The following is an 18,909-nucleotide window of genomic DNA, read 5'->3' as shown; positions in this document are numbered from 1 at the left end:
TCAGGTATTACTACAAAGGCGTTTTGTGGAGTCCTGGCTATTTTGCCAGTAGCTGCGGAGGTGCGCCAATATCCGTCATCCGCCAATACATTGAACAACAGCAAACACCTGATCAGGTGGAAAACCGCGCCTTATATCCCCGCCCTGAAGGACGGGGTTTTACGGCGCACCGGATAAACCAGGCCAAGCGTATGCTGGTTGATCAAATAATATCCCCCAAGCGCAGCAATATTAATATTCACCTGCAATGGGTCGATATCTGGCTTAAAAATAATGTGTTTCTTCCCTTCATCCAATAAGGATTCCATTAACTGCAAGTGCGCATGGTTAATTTCTAAGAGACGCTGTGATTTTGCATAATGCACACCTTTACTTTGGTTTTCACTATGCACAATTTTTAAAAACCTGGGATTAGCAATATAATAACCCCAGGTAAAATCGATGATTTTTTCAATGGATTTTTGTGGCTGGTTAACCTGCTGATTAACGAACGCACCGATACCGACAGCGTAGAATAATTACATACCGCACAACAAGAATGTATGGTGTAAGGCGTTGTCAGTCATCTCCCTCCCTGGATGCATCGTTATATCTGTGATGAGCGATTTTTGATATTAATATCTTTCACCATCCGCTATTTTCACTACTTCAGAAAACAAACTTATTTTTATTAATATCGATTTTTTATTCTGTAAACATTCAGCTGCGATATTTATAAAAAAATTAAACAGGCAACGATACAATGACATTACCAACCACTATTTATTCATTTCCTGCATATTCACCCCGTTTTTCGTCCACCGACAAACCAGTAAAATTAAAATTTCATCAATACGCACGCGCTACATTACTTTCAAATCGTGGAAGAGACCATAATTGCGATGGCAGACATACTGTTGAGATCCACAAACTAGATCTCTCAGGCTGGCAAGCATTCAATAAGTTAGCGACGAGGTGTAATGCTTACGATGGAATAACAATGAATGGTGATAATTCTTTTGGATGGAACCATGAAGCTACATTAGATAATATTCACGCCCAGAAATACAATAAAGCTTACGCGGGTGCGAGGTTAACCGCAGAACTGAAATATTTATTGCAAGATGTCGAATCCTTCGAACCCAACAGTAAATACACAATACACGAGGTTGTTTTGGGTCCAGGTTATGGTACTCCAGACTATACCGGCCAAACGATAGGATACGTTGTAACCCTTCCTGCCCAAATGCCTAATTGCTGGTCATCTGAACTACCAACAATCGATCTTTATATCGACCAACTTCGCACTGTTACAGGCGTTTCTAATGCCCTCGGATTCATCATTGCTGCATTGCTAAACGCGTATTCTGATTTACCCCATGATTTGAAAATTGGTCTGCGTTCCTTATCAAGTTCAGCAGCAATCTACTCGGGTTTGGGTTTCGAGCGAGTGCCACAGGACCGAGACATAAGGAGTGATCGTATGCATCTAACGCCAGCAAACCATCCTGAATTATGGACACAAGAGAATGGTGAATGGATCTACTTGCGAAACTAATGCCTGACGAAAAATAGAAAGCAAAACGCCGACCAATGGTCGGCGTTTTTACGTCTCGTTGAATAACGAATTATTCAGCTACTACGTTTACGATCACTTTCGCGAATACTTCGCTGTGAACCTGGAAGCTCACTTCGTGTTCGCCAGTGGTACGCAGAACGCCGTTCGGCAGACGAACTTCGCTCTTAGCCACTTCAACGCCAGCTGCAGTTACAGCGTCAGCGATGTCGCGAGTACCGATGGAACCGAACAGTTTACCTTCGTCGCCAGCTTTAGACGCGATGGTAACAGTTTCCAGTGCATTGATTTTCTCAGCGCGAGCATTAGCAGCTGCCAGAACTTCAGCCAGTTTAGCTTCCAGTTCAGCGCGACGTGCTTCGAAGAATTCAATGTTTTTCTTGGTAGCTGGAACAGCTTTACCCTGCGGTACCAGGAAGTTACGAGCATAGCCCGCTTTAACGTTTACCTGATCACCCAGGCTACCCAGGTTTGCTACTTTATCAAGCAGAATAACTTGCATTACCTTATCCTCTCAAAGTCGTATTAATGGACCGTGACCGATTACTGATGGCGATCAGTGTACGGCAGCAGGGACAGGTAGCGAGCGCGTTTGATAGCGCGAGCCAGCTGACGCTGGTATTTTGCACGGGTACCGGTGATACGGCTTGGGACAATCTTACCGCTTTCGGTGATGTAGTTTTTCAGCGTAGCGATATCTTTATAGTCGATCTCTTGAACGCCTTCCGCGGTGAAACGGCAGAACTTGCGACGACGGAAATAACGTGCCATATGGCTAGTCTCCAGAATCTATCAATTCAATCTGCTCGGCATGCAAAACCATTTTGCTCAGTCCGTTCTTTGCCTTGTGGCATGAAATGAACCCCTGAACGGTTATGCGACTGCCGACCGTTATACTGTGAGTAATGGCCTGGTTTTCGTGTCCGCTAACAATAACGGGCATTTGGCACCACGCCTGCCGGTGAAAACCGGCTTCCTCCTGCACAGAACGATGCTCAAGCACGAACTGGCAGTGAGGAATTCCTGATGGACTGACCTTTCGAAGGGGAGTCCTGCACACGGTGCCGGACAACACCAGACGGTTGGTCATCAGAAATTACTCTTCAGAATCCCCAGCTTCAGCATCATCAGCGGTTTCGTTTGCGAAATCATCGCGACGCTCACGGCGCTCGTCTTTCGCTTTAACCATCGGAGATGCTTCGGTAACAGCGTGCTTGGTACGCATAACCATGCTGCGGATAACGGCATCGTTGAAGCGGAAGGTAGTTTCCAGCTCATCGATCACTTCCTGCGGAGCTTCAACGTTCATCAGAACGTAGTGTGCTTTGTGCAGTTTGTTGATCGGGTAAGCCAGCTGACGGCGGCCCCAGTCTTCCAGACGGTGGATCTTGCCTTCTGCACCAGTGATGGCAGCAGTGTAGCGCTCGATCATGCCCGGAACCTGTTCGCTCTGGTCAGGATGGACCATAAAAACGATTTCGTAATGACGCATCGAATTGCTCCTTACGGATTATTCAGCCTCCTGTCTGGGTCAGCCGAATCCCGGGGAGGCAAGGAACGTGTTAAAGGTCGGCTGAAAAATGACGCGTTATAGTACTTGTATGCCCCGCTAAACTCAAGGCCAGCCGACAAATAAATCTCATCTTTCACCAAATCGTACTAACACGCTGATTTGAAGTTCATCACACTTCATCATGGTGTTTTTTTGAACAACTGCATCAGAAATGGTCACCATCAACTTCTTTATCATTGATTAAAATTAAATCAGAAGATCATCACAGAGGAGAGCACACAAAGTCAGCCGTTGAGGAGGTATCTATGTTCAGTCGTGTTTTAGCCCTTCTGGCTGTGCTTTTGCTAAGTGCAAATACATGGGCAGCCATTGAAATTAATAACCACCAGGCCAGAAATATGGACGATGTGCAAAGCTTAGGCGTGATTTATATCAACCATAACTTCGCCACTGAAAGTGAAGCACGTCAGGCATTAAATGAAAAGACAGATGCGCAGGGCGCAACGTACTACTATCCGATCCTGATACGGGAACCGGGAAGTAACGGCAATATGCACGCCAGCGCGGATATTTATCGCTAGCACCAGGTATAACCAACGAAACATTGCCATAGTTTGCTTTGCCCCCTTCGCAGGGGGCTTTTTTTTGAAAAACGGCTGCGGAATTAGACCAGTTATCTCCCGAAGAAGGAAATTTCCGCAGCGCGTGTTTTACTTCTGCCCGTAATAAGCGTTGGGACCATGCTTACGCATGAAGTGTTTATTCATCAGGTAGCTGTCGATGTGATTCAGTTGTGGGTTAATGCCGCGGGCAATCCACGCCATTTTTGCCACTTCTTCCATCACCACCGCATTATGCACCGCATCGTGGGCATCTTTCCCCCAGGCGAACGGCCCGTGCTGGTACACCACAATCCCCGGTGTATGCAGAGGCTCGGCGTTGCCCAGCGTTTCGATAATCACTTTGCCGGTGTTCAGTTCATACTCGCCCTGCACCTCTTCTTCGCTTAACCCGCGCGTACACGGGATATCGCCAAAGAAGTAGTCGGCGTGCGTGGTGCCTAACGCCGGGATCGCCAGCCCCGCCTGCGCCCATGCGGTAGCATGAGTGGAGTGGGTATGGACAATGCCGCCAAGCGACGGATAACGACGGTAGAGTTCGAGATGCGTCGCAGTGTCGGAAGACGGACGATACTCCCCTTCCACCACCTTACCGCTCATATCGACCACCACCATATCGTCTGCTTTCATGGTTTCGTAGGCGACACCGCTGGGCTTGATCACCACCAGCCCGCGTTCGCGGTCAATGGTGCTGACGTTGCCCCAGGTAAAGGTCACCAACCCATAGCGCGGCAGATCCATGTTGGCTTCAAACACCTGCTGTTTTAGCTTTTGCATTATGCCGCCTCCACCATGCCTGCTTTGGCCATGCGCGCTTTCACCCAATCACGCGCTTTCGCCACTTCTGCCGCCGGGTCTTCCGCCGTTTCGCTCCACATCTCAATCAGGTACGGCCCGCAATAGCCACTCTGTTTGAGCGTTTCGAAGCAACGTTCGAAATCCACTACACCCTCACCAAACGGCACGTTTTTGAAGACGCCCGGTTTGGTGTCTTTCACATGCACCGCGACGATATGCCCGATTCCGGCCTGCAACTCCATCTGCACGTCGTTATCCCACGCCGACAGGTTGCCGATATCCGGGTAGAGCTGGAACCACGGGTTGTTGAGATAGTGCGTGTAACCCAACGCCTTACTGATGGAGTTCATCAACGGGTAATCCATGATCTCCATCGCCAGCGTCACCTGCGCGCGGCTTGCCATCTCAACGCTCTCTTTCAGCCCGTCACGGAAACGACGACGCGTTTCGTTATTGGCTTCCTGATAGTAAACGTCATAGCCCGCCAGCTGGATCACGCGAATACCGACGTCCTGGGCGAACTGGATAGCTTTGCGCATAATCTCCAGCCCCTGCGCCCGTACCGCGTCATCTTCGCTGCCCAGCGGGAAACGACGATGAGCAGAAAGGCACATGGACGGCACGCGCACGCCAGTTTCAACAATCGCATTCACCAGCGCCAGACGCTGCTCGCGGCTCCAGTCGAGGCGCGACAGGCGATCGTCAGTTTCATCTACCGACATCTCGACAAAATCGAAGCCTAACGTTTTTGCCAGTTGCAGCCGTTCCAACCAGCACTCCCCGGCGGGGAGCGCTTTTTCATAGATGCCAAGCGGGATTTGTTTGGACAACATATCCGCTCCTTAGCCCCACAGTTCGGCGATGGAACGTTTGAACTGACGCGCGGCTTCAACCGGAGAAGCGGCATCACGGATACTGCGACCAGCGATAAACACGTGAATCGGAATGCCTTTGAACAGCGGCAGATCTTCCAGCGCCAGGCCACCGGTGACGGTCACTTTGAAGCCCATATCGGAAAGACGTTTGATCGCGGTAATGTCCGCTTCGCCCCACGCCACGCCTGCGGCCTGTGCGTCACGGCTGCGGTGATAAACCACCTGTTGAATGCCTGCGTCGCGCCACTGTTGCGCCTGTTCCCAGGTCCAGTAGCCGGTCAGCTCGATCTGCACGTCGCCGTTAAACTCTTTTGCCACGTCCAGCGCACCTTTGGCGGTGTTGATATCCGCACAGCAAATCACGGTCACCCAGTCAGCGTTGGCTTCAAAGCACATACGAGAAAGGATTTTGCCCGCATCGGCAATTTTGGCGTCTGCCAGTACGATTTTGTGCGGGTAAAGCGCTTTCAGATCGCGAACCGCACGCACGCCTTCGCCCACGCACAGAATGGTGCCCACTTCGATAATGTCGACTTCTTCGGCAATCAGGCGAGTGGTTTCGTAGGCGCTATCCATAGTCTGGTTGTCCAGCGCGACTTGCAACATTGGTAATGACATCTTCAATTCCTTCTTAAGCTGCCGCGTTGGTGCGGTCAATTAAATCCAGTACTTCCTGCTCGGTACGGCAGGCGCGTAAACGGTCGAAATTCTCTTCATCTTCAAACAGGTTAACGATCTGCATGATGCCCACTTCCTGGTGAGTGTTGGCATCGACCGCCGCCATGGTGATGAGGATATCCACCGGGTCGTTATCTTCGTGGTTGAACTCCAGCGGCTTTTTCAGCGTTACCAGAGAGAAACCGGTTTTCTTCACGCCCTCTTCCGGACGCCCGTGCGGCATCGCCAGCCCCGGTGCGATAACGAAATAAGGACCAAACTGTTCAACGCCATCCAGAATCGCCTGGTAGTAACGCGGCTCTACCACATCTGCCGCTACCAGCAGGTCAACACCGATTTTCACCGCTTCCTGCCAGGTATTTGCTTCGGCCTGCAGGCGGATAGATTTATTTTCAGCCAGCGAATCACGTAATTTCATGGCGCGTCCTTACTTCACATCCTGCGGGAAATGCTCTTTGATCACTTCCAGCAGTTTCGGGCCAAAGTCAGCAGGAGAGAGCATGTTGCGCACGCCAACCACATATTTGTTGCCGGTCACGGTGATTTCGCCCGCAATGTGCGTAGAAGCGATGATGATATCCGCGCAGCTGTTTACCGTGTGGTCAATGTTTGATTGGGTTAAAAACTGGTCCACTTTCATCTTCATGATCATGGAACTGCCTTGTCCGTTGCCACACACAGCCAGAATACGTACGGTCATAATCAAAACTCCTTATTAAGCAGACTGTTCTGCCAGTTGTTTTTCTGCATCTTCTTCTGCGCGCAGCGCGCGGCCAGCGAAGAACATATAAGCCAGTGCAATTACAATGATGACGGCCATAAAGGCGATACCGACGGAGAAGAAGCCCTGCATCATCGGTGGTGCCAGAATCGACCAGTCCGCCATACCCATCCAGGCACTCATACCGGTGAGTTTCACCGCCCAGACGCAGCCAAAGATTTCGATCATCCCCATCACCAGACAAATCTTCAGCGCCGCACGCCAGCCGCCGAAGTGGTTAGCGAACACGCCGATGGTGGCGTTAGAGAAGAACATCGGAATAAAGCCTGGGATAATCAGGATCGAGGAACCGCAGGCGACCAGGATGCCAACCGCAATCAGCTGACCGATGGTGCCCCACATAAAGCCCCAGACCACGGCGTTCGGCGCGAAGCTATAAATAGCCGCACAGTCAATCGCCAGAACCGCACCAGGGATCAGGCGCTGGGAGATACCGTTAAACGCTTCAGAGAGTTCCGCCACAAACATGCGCACACCCTGAGTGATGATGAAGATCGCCACCGCGAAGGAGAAACCGGTTTGCAGGATATAGACCGTCCAGTGCACTTTGCCTGCCATCGCCTGCACGGTGTCGATACCGAAGGAGAGCAGAATGGCACCAAAGAAGATGGTCATGACAATCGCCGTGGAGACGATGTTGTCGTGGAAAATATTCAGCCAGCCTGGCAGTTTGAGGTCTTCAACGCTTTCCTCTTTTTTGCCGAGGAACGGCGCAACTTTATAGGCAATCCATGATGCAAACTGTTGCTGGTGACCGATGGAGAAACCGCAGCCGTCCGTCACTTCCTGAGTCGGCTTGTACATCATGTTGGAGGTAATGCCCCAGTAGAGCGAAACCAGAATCGCCGTGCAGATAATGGTCGTCCACATGGAGTAGCCGAAAATAAACAACGTAACGGCAATCAGCCCCGCCTGCTGGAACATGATATGACCAGTCAGCATGATGGTACGAATACCGGTAATGCGACGCAGCAGCACGTAACAGATGTTCAGCGCCAGCGCTAACAACACCGCGTAACCTACCCAGCTATAGGCATCACCCATGCGTTCAATGGTTGCCATCATCGACGCGTAAGTATCTGAAATTGCACCGTTGATGCCGTAGACTTCCGACATTTTCGCCACCACCGGTTTGAAGGTACTGGTCAGGATGCCGGACCCTGCCTGCAACAACATGAAACCAATTATGGTTTTTATCGTACCTTTGATAATAACGCTGACACTTTTGCGCAGCAGGATGTAGCCCAGACAGGTCACAATACCCAGCAGTAACGGGGCATTGGTCATGACCTGGTTAAAAAACACGGTAAAGATGTTGTAGAGGATCTCCATAACGATCTCCTGAAGAAGAGGTAACCGGGTATTCCACACACCCAGAATGTTGTGCACTCACTCTAATTTTCAAAAGTAATCACAACAAGATTATTTATGATTAAATGTGACGCGACCCGCAAATAATTCCACATGGATAGAGTGGGATTCACACAACGATACAATTATTCATTTAAATTCATTTAGTTAATTGAATTACACATTCCATTAAATCTTTCCATACTCAAAATCAACAACAACTTCCCTGGCAAAAAGTCAAAAAATGGTCATTGCCTTCCTGAAAAAATAGTGTCATGATTAATCAAAACCAATCACATGTTGATTCGAATTGAACTATCATGAAGGTAAATGGCGATGAGTAAAGTGAAAAGTATCACCCGAGAATCCTGGATCCTGAGCACTTTCCCGGAGTGGGGTAGCTGGCTGAATGAAGAAATTGAACAAGAGCAGGTCGCCCCTGGCACATTTGCGATGTGGTGGCTAGGCTGCACCGGGATCTGGCTGAAATCAGAAGGTGGCACCAACGTTTGCGTTGATTTCTGGTGCGGCACTGGCAAACAAAGTCACGGTAACCCGTTAATGAAACAGGGTCACCAGATGCAGCGCATGGCTGGCGTGAAAAAACTGCAGCCAAACCTGCGCACCACCCCGTTTGTTCTTGATCCGTTTGCGATTCGCCAGATCGACGCGGTACTGGCGACTCACGATCACAACGATCATATCGACGTTAACGTCGCTGCTGCCGTGATGCAGAACTGTGCTGATGACGTACCATTCATTGGACCGAAAACCTGCGTTGATTTGTGGATTGGCTGGGGCGTACCGAAAGAGCGTTGCATCGTGGTCAAACCGGGCGATGTTGTAAAAGTGAAAGACATTGAAATTCATGCGCTTGACGCTTTCGACCGTACTGCACTGATCACCCTGCCTGCCGATCAAAAAGCGGCTGGCGTACTGCCAGATGGCATGGACGATCGCGCAGTAAACTACCTGTTCAAAACCCCTGGCGGTTCCCTGTATCACAGTGGCGATTCCCACTACTCTAACTATTATGCGAAGCACGGTAACGAACATCAGATCGATGTGGCGTTAGGATCGTATGGTGAGAACCCGCGCGGTATTACCGACAAAATGACCAGCGCCGATATGCTGCGTATGGGTGAAGCCCTGAATGCGAAAGTGGTTATCCCGTTCCACCACGACATCTGGTCAAACTTCCAGGCCGATCCGCAAGAAATCCGCGTGCTGTGGGAGATGAAAAAAGATCGTCTGAAGTATGGCTTCAAGCCGTTTATCTGGCAGGTGGGCGGCAAATTTACCTGGCCGTTGGATAAAGACAACTTCGAGTACCACTATCCGCGTGGTTTCGATGATTGCTTCACTATTGAACCGGATCTGCCGTTCAAGTCATTCCTGTAATCTGTCGTTTATACCGGATAGCGTGGAGTAGTTCGCGCTATCCGGCGTAGTATTTCCTGGCTATTTCAAATATCATCTAAAAAAATCAAATTTTATCGGAATAGCTCATGACTGAAGCACAAAGACATCAAATCCTCCTGGAAATGCTCGCACAATTGGGCTTTGTGACCGTTGAGAAAGTCGTTGAGCGTCTGGGAATTTCGCCTGCCACTGCGCGACGCGATATCAATAAACTTGACGAAAGCGGCAAACTGAAAAAAGTGCGCAATGGCGCAGAAGCTATTACCCAACAGCGCCCGCGCTGGACGCCGATGAATCTGCATCAGGCGCAGAATCACGATGAAAAAGTACGTATTGCTAAAGCGGCCTCGCAGCTGGTTAATCCGGGCGAAAGCGTAGTCATCAACTGCGGCTCCACCGCGTTTCTGCTTGGGCGGGAAATGTGTGGCAAGCCTGTGCAAATCATCACTAATTATCTACCGCTGGCAAATTACCTGATCGATCAGGAGCATGACAGCGTGATCATTATGGGCGGACAGTACAACAAAAGTCAGTCCATCACTTTAAGCCCGCAAGGTAGCGAAAACAGTCTCTATGCCGGGCACTGGATGTTTACCAGCGGCAAAGGGCTGACAGCAGAAGGGTTGTATAAAACCGATATGTTGACGGCAATGGCAGAGCAGAAGATGCTGAGCGTGGTAGGGAAACTGGTGGTACTGGTTGATAGCAGTAAGATTGGCGAACGCGCGGGAATGCTTTTTAGCCGTGCCGATCAAATCGATATGCTGATCACCGGCAAAAATGCTAACCCGGAAATCCTGCAACAACTGGAAGCGCAAGGGGTCAGCATTCTGCGTGTTTAAAGATGCTGGCGGAAAAATGTCACGGCAGCATCTAACGCCTCAGGCGTAATGCGGTGACGCACGCCTGGCTGCCATGAACAGGTTAGCAGTTTATCCCGTCCCGTCTCGCTTAAGGCCTGCTGCAAACGTAGTGATTCGTCGGCAGGCACGACGTCATCGTCAAGGCCATGCCACAGCAGTAGAGGTCTGTCACCAAGTTGTTCCAGGTGGTTTGTCGCTTCCCACTCTGCCAGCTGCGCGACAATGTTATTGGATTCATTCTGCTGTGCTGCCGTTTCAGGTATCAGCGGTGGAAACAGTGAACGGGCGAGCAATGTAAAATAGCCCGATCCCATCATGCTGGCGGTACATTTCACCGTGGGGTGGCGAGCGGTAATTCCCAGTGCCGTCATCGCGCCCATCGACGCGCCACCGACTGCCAGACGGTCATCACGCAGCCAGTTTTCTTCGGCTATTGCCGCACGTAAGGTAGTGAATTCCTGCATACTTTGTAGCAAGATTTGCCAGAATTGATTTAACCGCCGCGCTGCGTCGCCACTAAAACGGCTACCGTGATCGGGCGCATCCGGCATGATCACCCGCAAACCAGCCTGCGCCAGCGCAACGGCAAAATAGCTATACACCAGACTGGACGAAGTAAAGCCGTGATAAAAAATCACACACGGTAACGGGGTATCTTTTTGCCCGACAGGATAAGCATGAAGAACGGGAATATCTGCCAGCTCGCGTGATTCTATTTCAATCATCTGTCTCTCCTTTTTGTCTGGTATGACATGAAGAAATCCTTAGCACAAGTTTCTGCTGGCGGTATTAGTTCATAATGTTGAGATGTGGGTTACGCTTTCGTCACGTTTTCATTCGAAAATCGCGTACCAGGTAACAATTCGGGAACATTCCCCCAAAGTTAAATTAATAAGGCACTACACTATGGTTAGCAGGAAACGTAATAGCGTTATTTACCGGTTTGCCAGTTTATTATTGGTGTTGATGTTAAGTGCCTGTAGCGCACTGCAAGGTACGCCACAGCCAGCACCGCCAGTAACCGACCATCCGCAAGAGATTCGCCGCGACCAGACGCAAGGGTTACAGCGAATAGGTAGCGTAAGTACGATGGTTCGGGGTTCTCCGGATGACGCATTAGCAGAAATCAGAGCGAAAGCTGTCGCTGCAAAAGCTGATTATTACGTTGTCGTCATGGTGGACGAAACCATCGTGACAGGACAGTGGTATCACAAGCCATTTTGTACCGTAAATAAATCAGACAACTTACATAGTCAGCTTTACATTGCTTTGCGTCCCTATGCGTTTACCTGTGCACAATAAATTACCGGCTGGAAGCCTGGGCGTTTATTACCGCGATGGAATGCCCTGCAACATGCGGGGAAACGAAAAATGGAGCTGACGATGAAACAATTACTTGCCTCACCCTCGCTGCAATTAGTGACTTATCCTGCGAGCGCCACGGCACAGTCTGCAGAATTCGCCAGTGCTGACTGCGTGACGGGCCTGAATGAAATAGGTCAGATATCAGTTAGCAATATTTCAGGGGATCCGCAGGACGTGGAACGTATCGTGGCGTTAAAGGCCGATGAACAAGGTGCGTCATGGTACCGCATTATTACCATGTACGAAGACCAGCAGCCTGATAACTGGCGCGTGCAGGCGATACTGTATGCGTGAGTGTCATCTACAGCAAATGAACAATGCCGGATGCGGCGCGAGCGCCTTGTCCGGCCTATAATTTTCACATATTTCATTGAGTTAATCGAAACCAGCGTTGCATCAGTCGTATACGCTTACACACACACTCCCCCCGTCGCCCGCAGCAATAAATCATTCTGGATCTGCTCTGACAACCGTACGCCGCCGCGCGTATCTAACATCACCTGACACCACGCCTGCGCCATTGGCGGAGAGGCATATTTCAACATTTGCGCACCGCAGCCCAGCAGGAATAGCTGATGAGTAATCTCTCGCCCCAGTTCTTCAGCAGGCTTACGCAGCTGCTGCTGTAAACGACGAACCGCGCGATCAAAATAGCGATCCTGCCCTTTCACTTCCACAAATGCTTCCGACAATAAGTCGTATACACCCGCTTGCTTATTGAGAACGCGCAGCACATCCAGGCACATAATATTACCGGAACCTTCCCAAATACTGTTTACCGGCATCTCCCGGTAAAGCCGCGGCAGCTCGCTCTCCTCGCAATAACCAATGCCGCCCAGCACCTCCATCGCTTCGGCCACAAACGGCATACCTCGTTTGCAGATCACAAATTTCGCCGCAGGCGTAAATAAACGCGCCCACAGGGCTTCTTTGGCATCGGCACGCCGGTCCCACGCTCGCGCAAGACGAAACAGCAACGCCGTTTGCCCTTCAAGCTGAAGTGCCATGCGACTTAAGACATGACGCATAAGGGGCTGTTGGATCAATGGATTACCAAAAACATGGCGTTGATGTGCATGATAAATCGCCAGCGAAAATGCACGGCGCATCATGGCATGGCTACCCAGGGCGCAATCAAAACGCGTCATCCCCCCCATTTTCAGGATCAGACGAATTCCTTCCCCTTCCTGCCCCAACAACCAGCCAATGGCATCCTGAAACTCCACTTCGCAGCTGGCGTTAGAGCGATTACCCAGCTTATCTTTCAGCCGCTCGAGGCGAATCGCGTTGCGTTGCCCGTCAGGCAAAAAGCGCGGCACAAAAAAGCAGGACAAACCGCCCGTAGTCTGCGCCAGCACCAGATGCGCATCGCTTTGCGGCACCGAGAAAAACCATTTATGCCCCACCAGCCGATAAGAGCCATCTTCCAGGCGCTCTGCGCGGGTGGTGTTGCTCATGACATCGGAACCACCCTGCTTTTCCGTCATTCCCATGCCAATCAACAAACCGCGTTTTTGCCCACCTGGCAATAAGTGAGAATCGTAGCGATCGCTCAACAGCGGCGTGGTCCAGTCCTGAAACGGCGTGGGTAACATCTGTAACAACAATGGCGTGGCGGCAAAGGTCATCGTTATCGGACATAACGACCCTGCCTCAACCTGTGCGTGCAACATAAAACGCGCCGCGCGCGCCACAAATGCGCCGGAGCGAGCGTCTTCTTCCCAGGCAAGATTGTGCACCCGATTGGTACATAGCGCCTGCATCAGCAGGTGCCAGGCGGGGTGAAAACGCACATCGTCCAGACGCCGCCCCTGGGCATCGTAGCGCAATAATTCAGGCGGATTCACATTCGCCAGCCGCCCCAGTTCAAGGGATTCAGCCGTCCCTAACTGCTGACCAATACTGGCTAGAAAATCGCTATCCCAGCCAGCACCTTCACGCGTTACCGCTTCGCAGAGCGCGCCATCAGACAGGTATAAGTTGCTGTTATTTAATGGCATAGGTTGATTAAAAACGGTGTGAGTTTGCCAGTGCACTGTGTCTCCCTCCATCAATGGCAGTCACCATTAGTATGGTCACTGCCATGGATTCATGACAGAAAGAGATTGCTAAAACATTCTTATCCAGCAATGTAATGCGGAACGAAACGTGAGGTGTCTTTGGTGATCAGCGTGTTATCTTCACGGATCCCCATTCCGCACGCTTCATCATCGACAATCCATCTACCGATGAGTGTGTAGCTATCGCCAAATCGCGGCAGAGGTTGAAACGCCTGGTAGATCATCGGTTCATCGGCGTAATCACCATCAGCGTGGTCAACGACGTTATTCTGACCGTCGAAAATGGTGACGTTTCCGCCTTCGCGTGAGTAGATCGGTTTACGCACATAGCTTTCGCCAGCGGCAATCTGCGGTTTTTCGCCCTCAAACCAGGATGCAAGAAGGTTAGGATGACTAGGAAAGAAGCGCCAAAGCAGCGGCATTAACCCTTTGTTGCTCAAGATACTTTTCCATAACGGCTCCACCCATTGCTCGCGGCGCTTGCGCAGCAGCGGACCGTTATCGTCACGCATCATCCACTCCAGCGGATACAGCTTAAATGCACGCTGGATGACATTATCATCAAGATCGGTCAGTACGCCGCCGACGCCCAAACCGAGATCTTCAATGTAGATAAACCGCGACTCCTGCCCTGCCTGCTGGGCGCAGTCCTGCAAGTACAGCACGGTACTCCTGTCTTCATCGGTGTCCTGACAGCAGCAAAAATAAAACGGTTCCCGACTGTAAAGCTCGCTAAAGCGCGAAATCAGGCGTTCCTGAATGGCATTGTACTGATCGGCATCACGCGGAATAATGCCGCTGCGCCGGGCATCTTCCAGCCACAGCCACTGGAAATAAGCCGATTCATACAACGAGGTTGGCGTATCGGCGTTGTACTCCAGCAGCTTCACCGGCGCATTGCCACACCAGGCAAAATCCATCCGGCCATACAGCGAAGGATCGCGTGCGCGCCAGCTTTCAGCGATCACATCCCAGTACAACGGAGGGATCGCCAGTTGCGTCAGGATCTCTTCGTCTTTAACCGCGCGATCCACCACCTCAAGGCACATCTGATGCAGTTCCGCAGTCGGTTTTTCGATCTGCTCTTCAATCTGGCGCAGAGTAAAACGGTAAGCCCGACTCTCGTCCCAATAGATTTCATTGTCGATGATATGAAAGTCGAAACCGTTGTCAGCGGCGATCTGGTCCAGATCCCGCCGCACAGGAACGTTGTGTCTCAGCATGATTAGCCTCCCCAATGCCCACGGGCGCTGGAAGAACGACCATAGCCGCCGCGAGAAACGGTTGACGCTTTTTTGGTGGTAAAGCCGCCCGAAGAGTAAGACTCTTTTTTGCCAGAACCGGAGCGCCAGGAGTAATCACCGGAAGTGTTGCGCCAGACGGGGCGCGAAGCAAAAGAGGAACCGCCGCTGTTATAAACAAACTGCTCATCGCGATCTTTACGAATAACCCGGCTTAACAAAAATCCAGAAACGACCGGGATCCAACTCTGTTCAACGTTGTCGTAGTAACAATTTTCATACTTAGACTGGCAATTCTGCTGAGTCATATTCTTCGGAACATCGGCATAAAACGCCGCTTTGGCGTTGTTCCAGCCATGAGCACAGATATCTGAATTATTACCGTCATCAATACAATCCTGCACAGTCGAGTAAAACGTTCCGTCGCCGTCGTTATCGACATCGCCACTATCGCCACAACCTTTCAATACGAAAAAAGCGGCACCGCCCATTAGCGCCAACGTTAAGTATTTTTGTGCGTAACGATTGCGACGCGGTTCAAAAGGATTATTCGGTCTACCAATGCGACTGATCGCTCCGTGACCAATTTTACTGTTATTTCTTGATTTGCGTTTTCTGGCCATGATCGTCCATTACCATGTCATACAAGCTGCGTTAAAAATACCGCCAGCCAGTGCGGCGGTTCCCATAAACATTCCTGCTGCGGTATTGTGATTAATAATTTTTTCGCTTAATGCGGGCATATAAAGTCTGACGCCAGCAAAAACGAGTAACTGAATCACCAGTGCGATCCCGCCCCAGGCGAAATAGTCTGGAATACTCACCGCATTGATTGCCGCACTGGATAACGGGATCACGTAACCCAACAATGTACCGCTGAACGCCAGTGACGCCGCGGTATTATTGTTTTTGATTAACTGCCATTCGTTGTGCGGTGTAATTTTAGAATAGATAAACAGAAAAATAATCACCATAGCCACGCCAATAAAAAAATAGGCACTAAAGGCAAGAAGAGAATCCAGTATATGCATTGTAAACGTCCTTGTAATTAACCAATAATATGAAGTGATGTCAGCGGGATATCGACACCCAACGCGCGCGAAAATAACCACTCTGGCTCGCCGAGATCGTTAAAAGATTCCTCACCATTTAGCAGCAAATATTCGTAAGTATCTTCGGTTACTTGCCGTTGGTAGCCCATGGTAAAATTATGGACCTCCCATTTGGCATGGTTTTGATTTTCTACTTTTTCCAGCATGTAGACGGGTTCGATATTTCCCGGTTCTTCACTGTTAAAAAATCGCTGCCAGCGTTTTTCCTGCCAGTTTAAGGTCATAGCCCCCATCGCTTTGGCGTTGATCGCCTCGCGCCAGTGACTCTCTTTACTGATACCGTAGCTCTCTTCATAGACAAAGAGCTTAATATCATCAATGTCATCAATATCTTCACCGCCGGTGGTATTGATTTGCAGAAATTCATCGCCCGAAGTGTAGTAGCGGAAAATCTGGCTACCGCCGCCCAGATCGATGCGGCTGACGGCGGCTACCGTAAATTCCTCACCCGGCAGCGCAATCAGCAATTCATCTTCCAGCAAACGAAACGCTAACGTGTCGAGCGTAAAACCACTATTGAGATGCAGACCCAGCGGACCGCGAGCGATAGCAGGCTTATTATCCTTGCCAAACAGACGCTGGAAAAAACCAGACATATTTTATCCTTAAAATAGTTGCCAGCCTTGCAGTGAGGCTGGCAAAAAAATTACTCGCCCTGTTGGCGTTGCAGTCTTGCTAATACATCCTGGGCGCTACTTTTATTGCTACCGCCTATTCCGGCTTCCGCCAGCTTTTCATCAAGATCGCGACCGTCTGCGACTTTTTCCAACTGTGCGGCAGCATCCAGGCGAGCCTGACGTTCGGCCTGACGCGTTTGCAGGCGTTTTAAGGATTCTGCCGCTGTCGAAACGCTGGAAGATGCGCCAACGGTAGAGGTCGTTACAGCCTGTTGTGCACGCTGCATGGCTTCAGTGGCTTTAACGACTTCCATTTGCTGCTCAAACTGAGCGATACGCTGCGCTGTCGCTGTAACTGCTTTTTCCACGCCATCACGGGAGACTTCCAGATTCGACAACACTTGCTCTTCAGCGGTAATGAGATTCTCAAGGCGCGCGATTTCTTCAGCAACTTCGTTAATCAACGACGGATTAACGTTCTTGCTTAACGCTTCCAGCGCACGGGCTTCCAGACTGGCTTTGCGCTCACGTAAATCTTTCAGCTTATCGTGACTTAATTTCACCCGCGCCAGCAGATCAACGCGAGATTTTCCGGCTTTATCGAGTTCAGCTTTAGCGTCACGGATATGCTGTTCCAGCATGCGCACGCCCTGGGTTTCTTCAATGGATTCTTCCGCCTGGGAGATAAACGATTTCCCCAGCGTAAATAAACTTTTTAAAATTCCCATAAATACCCGTCCTTGTAATTAGAGTGAATATTCTTCTGTAATTTCAGCCAGATCCAATGCGTTATCTACCAGCGAGGTTATCTCAAGCAGGATATCTTCAAGAGAAGATTTAAGCGATAACGCCCCGAAAACAATGTAATACTCTTCCTGTTGTACGCTGGAGATCCCTACCGATGACAACGGCATCATCTTCTGATTTCTTAATAAGAAGGTATTAAATTCATCTGGATTGCTGATACTACTTACCGGACAAATAAAGGTTTCGATAATCATTTGGCGGGAAGTAAATAGAATATTGATTTGCAAATCGCCATAATCATTCATTTTAATAATTAATGCGTTCTCGCCATTTGTTACATCAATATTTTGTTCAGGTACAGTTTGCAGCGCCGTCGCCAGCGCCAACGGATTCCATGTCATATATTATTCCATATAAATTAAGTTTAAATATTAATAAAATGAATATTTGCAGTACGTAATTATCTTACCAGCTATAGACAAAAAAAAACCATCCAAATCTGGATGGCTTTTCAAAATTCAGAGGAACTAGCTGCGCTGTCGCACCGCTTCAAATAAGCAAATCCCTGTCGCCACAGAAACGTTCAGGGAAGAAACGCTTCCTGCCATTGGGATGCTGATCAACTCGTCGCAATGTTCACGAGTCAGGCGACGCATACCTTCACCTTCCGCGCCCATCACCAGTGCCAGCCGTCCGGTCATTTTGCTCTGATAAAGTGTATGATCCGCCTCACCTGCCGTACCGACGATCCAGATATTCTCTTCCTGCAACATACGCATGGTGCGCGCAAGGTTAGTCACCCGAATCAGCGGAACACTTTCTGCCGCGCCGCAGGCTACTTTTTTCGCCGTGGCGTTGAGCTGTGCGGAGCGATCTTTCGGCACAATCACCGCATGAACACCAGCGGCGTCCGCGCTACGCAGGCACGCGCCGAGGTTGTGCGGATCGGTTACGCCGTCGAGGATCAGCAGGAACGGTTGATCGAGCGAAGCGATCAGATCCGGCAGATCGTTTTCCTGATACTGCCGTCCTGGCTTCACACGGGCGATAATGCCCTGATGCACGGCACCGTCGCTTTTCTCGTCGAGATACTGACGGTTCGCCAACTGGATAACCACGCCCTGGGACTCAAGGGCGTGAATCAGCGGTAACAGACGTTTATCTTCACGGCCTTTTAAAATAAAGACTTCCTGAAAACGTTCAGGGGCGCGCTCCAGCAGGGCCTGCACTGCGTGGATGCCGTAAATCATTTCGCTCATTAATGTACTCGTTGTTTACGTTTTGCCGGGAGCGCCACGCTTGCCCGGCCTAC

25 protein-coding genes and 2 pseudogenes are annotated in these 18,909 nt (G+C 50.2%); 7 read left to right on the top strand and 20 right to left on the bottom strand.

Going from position 1 to position 18,909, the window contains the following annotated elements; genetic code table 11:
• Positions 1-110 (top strand): annotated as a pseudogene (locus ACJHYR_RS19780) (transposase); the annotation flags it as partial.
• Between the two features lie 21 nt (positions 111-131).
• Here the strand turns inward: ACJHYR_RS19780 and ACJHYR_RS19775 are convergent.
• A complete protein-coding gene (locus ACJHYR_RS19775; protein WP_244574838.1) occupies positions 132-419 on the bottom strand; it encodes a hypothetical protein in 288 nt (95 codons plus the stop codon).
• A gap of 323 nt (positions 420-742) precedes the next feature.
• On the opposite strand from ACJHYR_RS19775, the gene ACJHYR_RS19770 reads away from it, so the two are divergent.
• On the top strand, positions 743-1,537 hold the full coding sequence (locus tag ACJHYR_RS19770) for a DUF2686 family protein (protein WP_059327967.1): 795 nt from the start codon (positions 743-745) through the stop codon (positions 1,535-1,537).
• 70 nt (positions 1,538-1,607) lie between these two features.
• On the opposite strand, the gene rplI is transcribed toward ACJHYR_RS19770, so the two are convergent.
• The 4 genes from rplI to rpsF are packed head-to-tail and all read right to left on the bottom strand — an operon-like array spanning position 1,608 to position 3,047.
• A complete protein-coding gene (rplI, locus tag ACJHYR_RS19765) occupies positions 1,608-2,057 on the bottom strand; it encodes a 50S ribosomal protein L9 (RefSeq protein ID WP_001196062.1) in 450 nt (149 codons plus the stop codon).
• 41 nt (positions 2,058-2,098) lie between these two features.
• Positions 2,099-2,326, bottom strand: a complete 228-nt coding sequence (gene rpsR / locus ACJHYR_RS19760) for a 30S ribosomal protein S18 (RefSeq protein ID WP_000135199.1) — start codon at positions 2,324-2,326, stop codon at positions 2,099-2,101.
• A gap of 4 nt (positions 2,327-2,330) precedes the next feature.
• Positions 2,331-2,645, bottom strand: a complete 315-nt coding sequence (gene priB, locus ACJHYR_RS19755; RefSeq protein ID WP_001296681.1) for a primosomal replication protein N — start codon at positions 2,643-2,645, stop codon at positions 2,331-2,333.
• 6 nt (positions 2,646-2,651) lie between these two features.
• The gene (rpsF, locus tag ACJHYR_RS19750; protein ID WP_001216676.1) at positions 2,652-3,047 is read right to left on the bottom strand and encodes a 30S ribosomal protein S6; all 396 of its coding nucleotides are present in this window, start codon (positions 3,045-3,047) and stop codon (positions 2,652-2,654) included.
• Positions 3,048-3,373: 326 nt separating this feature from the next.
• On the opposite strand from rpsF, the gene yjfY reads away from it, so the two are divergent.
• A complete protein-coding gene (gene yjfY, locus ACJHYR_RS19745; RefSeq protein ID WP_000492918.1) occupies positions 3,374-3,649 on the top strand; it encodes a DUF1471 family protein YjfY in 276 nt (91 codons plus the stop codon).
• A gap of 129 nt (positions 3,650-3,778) precedes the next feature.
• On the opposite strand, the gene ulaF is transcribed toward yjfY, so the two are convergent.
• From ulaF to ulaA, 6 genes are read right to left on the bottom strand one after another with little or no spacing between them, the layout of a single operon-like run.
• Complete coding sequence (gene ulaF, locus ACJHYR_RS19740) at positions 3,779-4,465, bottom strand: L-ribulose-5-phosphate 4-epimerase UlaF (protein ID WP_001170835.1); 687 nt, start codon at positions 4,463-4,465, stop codon at positions 3,779-3,781.
• The gene (gene ulaE, locus ACJHYR_RS19735; RefSeq protein WP_000949501.1) at positions 4,465-5,319 is read right to left on the bottom strand and encodes an L-ribulose-5-phosphate 3-epimerase UlaE; all 855 of its coding nucleotides are present in this window, start codon (positions 5,317-5,319) and stop codon (positions 4,465-4,467) included. Before ulaE ends, ulaF begins: the two co-directional genes overlap by 1 nt.
• A 9-nt stretch (positions 5,320-5,328) precedes the next feature.
• Positions 5,329-5,979, bottom strand: a complete 651-nt coding sequence (ulaD, locus tag ACJHYR_RS19730) for a 3-keto-L-gulonate-6-phosphate decarboxylase UlaD (protein WP_000056760.1) — start codon at positions 5,977-5,979, stop codon at positions 5,329-5,331.
• 13 nt (positions 5,980-5,992) lie between these two features.
• Positions 5,993-6,457, bottom strand: a complete 465-nt coding sequence (gene ulaC, locus ACJHYR_RS19725; protein WP_000776521.1) for a PTS ascorbate transporter subunit IIA — start codon at positions 6,455-6,457, stop codon at positions 5,993-5,995.
• Positions 6,458-6,466: 9 nt separating this feature from the next.
• Positions 6,467-6,739, bottom strand: a complete 273-nt coding sequence (ulaB, locus tag ACJHYR_RS19720) for a PTS ascorbate transporter subunit IIB (RefSeq protein ID WP_072837428.1) — start codon at positions 6,737-6,739, stop codon at positions 6,467-6,469.
• 15 nt (positions 6,740-6,754) lie between these two features.
• Positions 6,755-8,152 (bottom strand): PTS ascorbate transporter subunit IIC, encoded by a 1,398-nt coding sequence (gene ulaA / locus ACJHYR_RS19715; protein WP_001305665.1) that lies wholly within the window; start codon positions 8,150-8,152, stop codon positions 6,755-6,757.
• Positions 8,153-8,506: 354 nt separating this feature from the next.
• On the opposite strand from ulaA, the gene ulaG reads away from it, so the two are divergent.
• A complete protein-coding gene (gene ulaG, locus ACJHYR_RS19710) occupies positions 8,507-9,571 on the top strand; it encodes an L-ascorbate 6-phosphate lactonase (RefSeq protein WP_001295191.1) in 1,065 nt (354 codons plus the stop codon).
• Between the two features lie 107 nt (positions 9,572-9,678).
• Positions 9,679-10,434, top strand: coding sequence for an HTH-type transcriptional regulator UlaR (ulaR, locus tag ACJHYR_RS19705; protein ID WP_000133631.1), 756 nt, complete (start codon positions 9,679-9,681; stop codon positions 10,432-10,434).
• On the opposite strand, the gene yjfP is transcribed toward ulaR, so the two are convergent.
• Positions 10,431-11,180, bottom strand: a complete 750-nt coding sequence (yjfP, locus tag ACJHYR_RS19700; RefSeq protein ID WP_000569713.1) for an esterase — start codon at positions 11,178-11,180, stop codon at positions 10,431-10,433. The genes ulaR and yjfP overlap by 4 nt on opposite strands.
• A 181-nt stretch (positions 11,181-11,361) precedes the next feature.
• Here yjfP and bsmA point away from each other — a divergent pair.
• A pseudogene (bsmA, locus tag ACJHYR_RS19695) lies at positions 11,362-11,690 on the top strand (biofilm peroxide resistance protein BsmA).
• A 148-nt stretch (positions 11,691-11,838) separates the two neighbouring features.
• Positions 11,839-12,114, top strand: a complete 276-nt coding sequence (yjfN, locus tag ACJHYR_RS19690; protein ID WP_000811566.1) for a DUF1471 family protease activator YjfN — start codon at positions 11,839-11,841, stop codon at positions 12,112-12,114.
• 116 nt (positions 12,115-12,230) lie between these two features.
• Here yjfN and ACJHYR_RS19685 read toward each other — a convergent pair whose 3' ends face one another.
• The 8 genes from ACJHYR_RS19685 to rlmB all read right to left on the bottom strand — a co-directional run bounded on the left by ACJHYR_RS19685 (position 12,231) and on the right by rlmB (position 18,856).
• The gene (locus ACJHYR_RS19685) at positions 12,231-13,856 is read right to left on the bottom strand and encodes an isovaleryl-CoA dehydrogenase (RefSeq protein ID WP_001305666.1); all 1,626 of its coding nucleotides are present in this window, start codon (positions 13,854-13,856) and stop codon (positions 12,231-12,233) included.
• Positions 13,857-13,939: 83 nt separating this feature from the next.
• Entirely contained in the window at positions 13,940-15,103 is a 1,164-nt protein-coding gene (locus ACJHYR_RS19680) for a glutathionylspermidine synthase family protein (protein ID WP_059327966.1), read from the bottom strand.
• Between the two features lie 2 nt (positions 15,104-15,105).
• Positions 15,106-15,744 carry a DUF1190 domain-containing protein gene (locus tag ACJHYR_RS19675; protein ID WP_000101676.1) on the bottom strand — a complete coding sequence of 213 codons (639 nt, stop codon included), beginning with the start codon at positions 15,742-15,744 and terminating at the stop codon, positions 15,106-15,108.
• A gap of 9 nt (positions 15,745-15,753) precedes the next feature.
• Complete coding sequence (locus ACJHYR_RS19670; protein ID WP_000547760.1) at positions 15,754-16,152, bottom strand: DUF350 domain-containing protein; 399 nt, start codon at positions 16,150-16,152, stop codon at positions 15,754-15,756.
• A 17-nt stretch (positions 16,153-16,169) separates the two neighbouring features.
• On the bottom strand, positions 16,170-16,829 hold the full coding sequence (locus tag ACJHYR_RS19665; RefSeq protein WP_000012565.1) for a YjfK family protein: 660 nt from the start codon (positions 16,827-16,829) through the stop codon (positions 16,170-16,172).
• A gap of 50 nt (positions 16,830-16,879) precedes the next feature.
• Positions 16,880-17,578: a PspA/IM30 family protein gene (locus ACJHYR_RS19660; protein WP_000511955.1), complete on the bottom strand. Its 699-nt coding sequence runs from the start codon at positions 17,576-17,578 to the stop codon at positions 16,880-16,882.
• An 18-nt stretch (positions 17,579-17,596) separates the two neighbouring features.
• Entirely contained in the window at positions 17,597-17,998 is a 402-nt protein-coding gene (locus ACJHYR_RS19655) for a YjfI family protein (RefSeq protein ID WP_000220123.1), read from the bottom strand.
• 126 nt (positions 17,999-18,124) lie between these two features.
• Positions 18,125-18,856, bottom strand: coding sequence for a 23S rRNA (guanosine(2251)-2'-O)-methyltransferase RlmB (gene rlmB, locus ACJHYR_RS19650; protein WP_001293282.1), 732 nt, complete (start codon positions 18,854-18,856; stop codon positions 18,125-18,127).
• Positions 18,857-18,909 lie beyond the last annotated feature (53 nt).

It is taken from the genome of Escherichia sp. WS1450, assembly GCF_046487395.1.
GTDB lineage: Bacteria > Pseudomonadota > Gammaproteobacteria > Enterobacterales > Enterobacteriaceae > Escherichia > Escherichia coli.
This window is presented reverse-complemented; position numbering and strand designations above follow the sequence as displayed.